This is a genomic window from Chromobacterium sp. Ag138 (assembly GCF_055181315.1).
On the sequence record NZ_JBUPWA010000001.1, the window covers coordinates 5112836 to 5118661 of the forward strand.

Genomic DNA, 5826 nt, shown 5'->3' on the forward strand with positions numbered 1-5826 from the left:
CCACCTCTCCCGCGTCGCGGGCTGCGGGGATCAACTGCTGGGTCGGATGCGCCTGGGTGCCGGTGCTGACCCAGCCGGCGGCATTCGCCGCCAGGCTGAACAGGCCAAGGAACAGGGATAGAGTCGGTTGGTTGGCCCGCATGCCATTTCTCCTGAAAAACGCCTCGCGCCGCTCATGGGGGCTCGACCGCGCGTTTTACCTTGATAGTGGGTCTGTTCTGGTTTGTAAAGTATTCACTCTTAAATTGCCGGGTTGATTTGTAATTTCATGATTTGAATAGCTTTGTCATCGCCGCGCAGACCGGCAATCGGCGCGCGAAAACGGAAAAAGCCCCGGTTGCCCGGGACTTTCCTTTTTGCCTGATGCCTTCTTAGAAGCCGGAGTGGCTGTTGATGAAGGTGTTCAGGTTGGCCACGTTCAGGCTGCCCCAACCGGTGGCGTAATCCCAGCCGGCAGTGGCTTTGTAGCCGCCGTTGTTGCCGGTGGTCACGTCGTGGTACAGCGACGGGTTGGCCTTGAAGTACTGGTAGATGGCCGGGTTCGGCGATACCAGGCTGTTGCCGTGCGCGGACTGGATGCGGGCCCAGAAACCGGTGAACAGCGGAGCGGCCAGGCTGGTGCCGCCGATTTGCTGATTGCTGCCGTTCACGATGACCAGCGCGCCGCTGTTCGGATCCGCGTCGAAGGACACATCCGGCACGCCGCGTTTGGTCTTGGAGGTGGTCAGCACGCCGGCCTTGGTTTGCCAAGCCGGAGCCGCTTCGATGACGCTCGGGCCGCCGCCGCCGCCGTTCCATACCGATTCCGACACGTACTTGGTGCCGCTGGTGGACAGCGTGGTGCCGCCGATTGCGATCACGTACGGCGAAGTCGCCGGGTAGCTCTGGCCTGAGTTGCTGCCGCATTCGGCGGAGCCGGAGTCGCCGGTGGAGACCGAGAAGGTCTGGCCCTGAGCCACCGCGGTCTGGAAGATCTGATCGTCGGAAGCCACGGTGCCGTCGCTTTGCGCGTCGCGTTCGCATTCGCCCAGCGACACGTTGATCACCTTGGCCGAGCCGTCGCTGACCGCGGAATTGTAAGCGGCGGTGATGTCGGCGTTGGTCATCGAGGTGGCGACGTAGAAGTTCAGCTGCTGCAGCGCGCCGCCGGCGGCGGCCAGGATGTCCTGGCTGTCCAGGTTCCATTCGCCTACGCCATCGGTGTCGGACGAAGCGTCGCCGGCATTGACCACGTTGGTCTGCACATAGCTGTAGCCGGCGGAATCTTCAAACTGCTGCAGGTCTTGCAGGGTTTGGGTCAGGTCGCCTTCGGCGATGATGCCGACGGTGGTGTTGCTGGCGGGCGGCAGGCTGCTGGCGTTGTAGATCAGCGGGAAGTCGGTCGGATTGTGGCCGGTGACGCTGTTGGTCTTGGCCGAGGCCTGGGTCTTGACGCCGCTCTTGAGCAGGGTGGTGTGGAAGGTGTGGACGTTCTGCAGACCATGAACGGCCAGCACGGTGTCGCCCAACGACTGCGGCACCTGGGCGGCGGTCACGTTGGCGAAGCCAGTGCGACCGTTGACGTTGAAGTGGTGCAAGGTGGCGTTGAACGCGGTCTTGGCGGTGGCGGCGCTGCCATCGGCGGTCACGAGCATGCGGTTCGGAGCCACCTTGATGTTGCGGAAGCCGCTCTTCTGCAGGTGGGCCACTACTTTTTGCACCTGGGCCTGGGTCGGCGCGTACTGGGCCATGAAGTCGGCGTGGCTCAGGGTTTTGTGGCTGGTGCCGGCCAGCAAGCTGTCGGTCAGCGCGTTCAGTTGGGTCTTGTTGCGCAGCTTCAGGGTCACGGCTACATGCACCGATTGGCCGGCAGCGAGTTCGCCGACGCTCTTGGCGGCGACGGTGCTGGTCAGGGTGGAGACCAGCGGGTGGGCTTGGGTCGCGGTGTTGACCCAGGCTTCTCCTGCTTGGGCGCCGACGGCGAATACGCCGGCCACGATCAGTGCTATAGCGTGCTGTTTTGCAAACATGCAGTTTCTCCTCTTGCGGTTTAAATACAGGAAAAGACGATATGCCTTTTCCTGATAACGGCAGGGCTTGTATTGCGAATTGTGTTCGCGCCCTTGGCCGGTGGTTGCCTCTGAATTGTTCGAGGCATGCCGTAATTTCATACGACTATTCCGCAATAGGTCATTCAAGATAAAAATGCCAAATGGATTTAACATAAATTCATACTTTGAAATGATACTTAATCAAATTTGCAAACATTTACCCTTTTTGGAAGTCGTTGAATGCGGATGAATGACGAAATAGAGCATTTATACTATTTGACCATTTTTTTGGATTTCATCATTACTCATGGCTGGGATGAGTTTTCATGAATCAAGCAAGAAGTGGTTGTCAGGCAAATAGTGTGAATGGCACAACATAAAGATGAATGCACTGCGTAAATGCAACAAATTAGACATCATTCATGCGTGTTGAAAAGTATTTCTCAATTTGTCTTTGTGACGAATCGTGACATACCAAAGGCATGAGTGCTGAAATTGTTACTCGTTTGTTTGATTTGTTTGTGACGATTTGTGATTCATCTGAATGTGTTTGTTTGCTTTCTTTTTGAGACGATAGACAAAAGTAAATGGCTGTTGACGTTAGTCATTACAAACTTTCACACTCGAATTGCCTTTAACCGGCACGACAAATAGATAAGACGGCCGCCCATGAGGCGGCGGGCAGTACCTCTACAAGGGATTTGGAGAAATGATGAACTACAAGAGAAAAGCGCTTGCGGTGGCGCTGTCGCTGATCGGCAGCGTTGGCTACATGCCCTTGGCGCATGCGGACACGTCGGACGACAGCGCAGGCACCCTCGACCGGGTTGAGATCACCGGTTCCAACATCAAGCGCTCGATCAAGCAGGAGCAGGCGATCCCGATGACCATCGTCAAGACCGAGGACCTTGCCAAGCAAGGGATGACCACGGTCGAGCAGGTGGTGAACAGTTTGGCGTCCAACCAATCCAGCCATGGCGCCACCGCAGCGGTGGGCGCCAGCACTGGCGGCGCCTCTTATGCCAGCCTGCGCGGCTTGGGCGCGCAATATACTTTGGTTCTGCTGGATGGCCGCCGTATCGTCAATCAGCCGATGGATGGCTACGCGGTCGACTTGAACGCCATTCCGCTGTCCGTCATTGACCGCGTGGAAGTGGTGCGCGACGGCGCGTCCGCGATCTATGGCACGGACGCCATCGGCGGCGTGATCAACTTCATTACCAAGAAGTCGGCGCAGGGTCTTTCGATCGGCGGCAACTTCGTAGAGCCGCAGCGTTCCGGGGGCAAGGAAAAGCAGCTTTCCATATCCTACGGCTACGGCAACTTGGCGAAAGACGGCTACAACGTCTACGGCGCGTTCGATTATCACAAGATCGATGCTATCTTCGCCAAAGATCGCGATTTTGCATCGAACGTTACTAAGTACACGAAACTCAGTCCCAACTCTTTTCCTGCCAACTATCAAGACAGTAGCGGTAGCGTAGTCGTAGCATCCGGCTACCCTAACTGCGCTCCGCCGTATTCGGTACCGGTGGTGGACTCGAAAGGCCACAAGTCTTGCGGAGAGGTTGCATCGCTGTTTCCTGGCATCACGCCCGAGATCGAGCAGAAAAGCGGATTCTTGAAGGGAACGCTGAATCTGGGCGAGCACCAGTTGTCCGCGCAATACATGATCACTCAAACCGACAATAAAACCTGGGTAGCGCCGCTACCGTTGTCGGGGCAGGTTACTTCTCCGACGGCTCCGGGCCAGGATCCTGCCAATGGCCCATTCCCGGTGCAGGGGCGAGCTGTTCCGTTAGGTGATCGGGTGGACAAGAGCGTAGCGACCACGCAGCGTTTGCAATTGAACTTGGAAGGACCGCTTGCTGGCTGGGATTATCGAGCTGGTCTGGGGCACTCGCAAAGCATCGTGACACATGAGCTGGTTTCGGGATATGTGAGCCAGAGCGCGCTGCAGAATGCGTTGAACAACGGGTTCGATCCGAATAATCCTAGCGCGGCAGCGTGGGGCCAATTCGTTGCCGGTGGCCAGATAGAAAATGCCAAGTCCACATTGGACATGGCAGACTTCAAGGCCAGCAAGGAAATATGGCAGCTTCCGGCGGGCATGCTGGCTGTGGCCCTGGGGGTGGAGGATCGTCATGAGACCATTTCCCACAATTACAACTACGCGCTGTCCACCGATACTTTGAGCACCGGACTGACTCAAACCACTTCTGCCAGCGGCAGCCGCAATGCCCAAGCGGTCTACGGAGAAATGGACATCCCGGTTATCCAGCATCTGGATGCCAACTTGGCGGTGCGTTACGACAAGTACAGTGACTCTGGCAGTTCGGTGAATCCAAAGGTATCGGTGAAGTACCAACCTGTGCCGCAGGTGATGTTCCGCTCGTCGGCCAGCACTGGCTTCCGTGCGCCGTCTTTGTTTGATATCAATCAGCCGACGCAGACGCAGTTGACCGGTGATATCTATTACAACCCGATTACCTGCCCGAATGGCGTTGGTACCAACTGCAGCAAGCAACAGCAGAATCTGATAACCGGCGGAAATAGGAATCTGCAGCCGGAAAAGTCCTCGTCGCTGTCATTCGGCGTGGTGTTGGAACCGATCAAGTCGGTGACTTTGAGCGCTGATTTATGGTGGACCATGGTCAAGAACAGCATCGGCACGCTGGACGAGTCGGTGATTTACCTGAATCCGGCCAAGTATGCCAGCTTGTTCAGTCCGAGCACGACGACGCCAGGTACCGCCAACGCTATGGCGACTACCGCGAACCTGGGTAATACCAGCGTATCCGGGCTGGATCTCAGCTTCTCCTACGCTTTGCCGAAGAGCGCGTTGGGCGACTTCGTGGTTTCGCTGGATGGCACCTACATCAGCAAGTACAGCCTGCAGCTTGAGCCGCAAGGACAGTATTTCGACAATGCAGGCCGTTATTTCAATGGCAGCCCGGTGTTCCGCTGGCAGCATAATCTGTCATTGAATTGGTCCCGAGGCGATTGGAGCGCCATCCTGGCGCAGGACTATAAGTCCGGCTACACCGATGCCGCGAACAATCATATGGTTAAGCCATATTCAACCTGGAACCTGTCTGGCAGCTATAGCTGGAACAAGAAGTTCACGGTAACTGCAGGGGTGAGGAATCTGTTCGATCAACTGCCGCCGTGGTCCAATCAAGGCTATACGACCCCGCAAGGTTACGATCCGCGCTTTACTGATGCGACGGGCCGTGCCTACTTCCTGAAAGCCAACTACAAGATGTAAGCCGCAGGGCATGCGCCCCCCGGGCGCCGTCAGGCGTCTGGGGGTGATTACGGATTGCGGCAAGTCCGTTACAGGAGTTCACTTTGTGTTGTCGGGGCCGGCTGCTAGCCGGCTCGCGGTCCGCAAGCGCATGTAAGCAGGGAAGGTAATCGCAATGAGCAGTGTTTCCATCAAGCGCAACAGTGGGATGCTTAGCCGCCGCTCGGCCGGCTTGGCGGGCGTCATCGTATTCCATGCCTTGTTGATCTACGCGCTGGTGACAGGCCTGGCCCAGGGGGTGGTCAAGGTGATCCAGCAGAAAGTGGAAGTGTCGGTGATCAGCGAACCGCCGCCGCCGCCCCCTCCGCCGCCGCCGAAGATCGAGAAAGTGGTGCAGCAGCCGACGACGCCGAAGCCGCAGGCCTACGTGCCGCCGGTGGTGAATCCGCCGCCGGTCACGCAATCGGCCAACGCCATCCAGGCGGTGACTTCCGATCCGAAGCCGCAACCGGCGCCGACGCCGGCTCCGGCGGTGGAAGCGCCGAAAGG

General features: G+C 57.7%; 2 protein-coding genes and 1 pseudogene. 2 read left to right on the forward strand and 1 reads right to left on the reverse strand.

Translation table 11 applies throughout. The features are described from left to right. Positions 1-371: 371 nt before the first annotated feature. Positions 372-2009: a S53 family peptidase gene (locus ACY3GB_RS23680; protein WP_463090900.1), complete on the reverse strand. Its 1638-nt coding sequence runs from the start codon at positions 2007-2009 to the stop codon at positions 372-374. A gap of 730 nt (positions 2010-2739) precedes the next feature. Between ACY3GB_RS23680 and ACY3GB_RS23685 the strand changes: the two genes are divergently transcribed. Then, positions 2740-5298, forward strand: a complete 2559-nt coding sequence (locus tag ACY3GB_RS23685) for a TonB-dependent receptor (protein WP_463090902.1) — start codon at positions 2740-2742, stop codon at positions 5296-5298. Positions 5299-5452: 154 nt separating this feature from the next. Continuing rightward, positions 5453-5826, forward strand: a pseudogene (locus ACY3GB_RS23690) (hypothetical protein); the annotation flags it as partial.

What these genes read in the sequence shown, in the direction of transcription:
- ACY3GB_RS23680 (WP_463090900.1), bottom strand. Translation starts at nt 2,009, where the DNA reads ATGTTTGCAAAACAGCACGCTATAGCACTGATCGTGGCCGGCGTATTC.
- ACY3GB_RS23685 (WP_463090902.1), top strand. Translation starts at nt 2,740, where the DNA reads ATGATGAACTACAAGAGAAAAGCGCTTGCGGTGGCGCTGTCGCTGATC.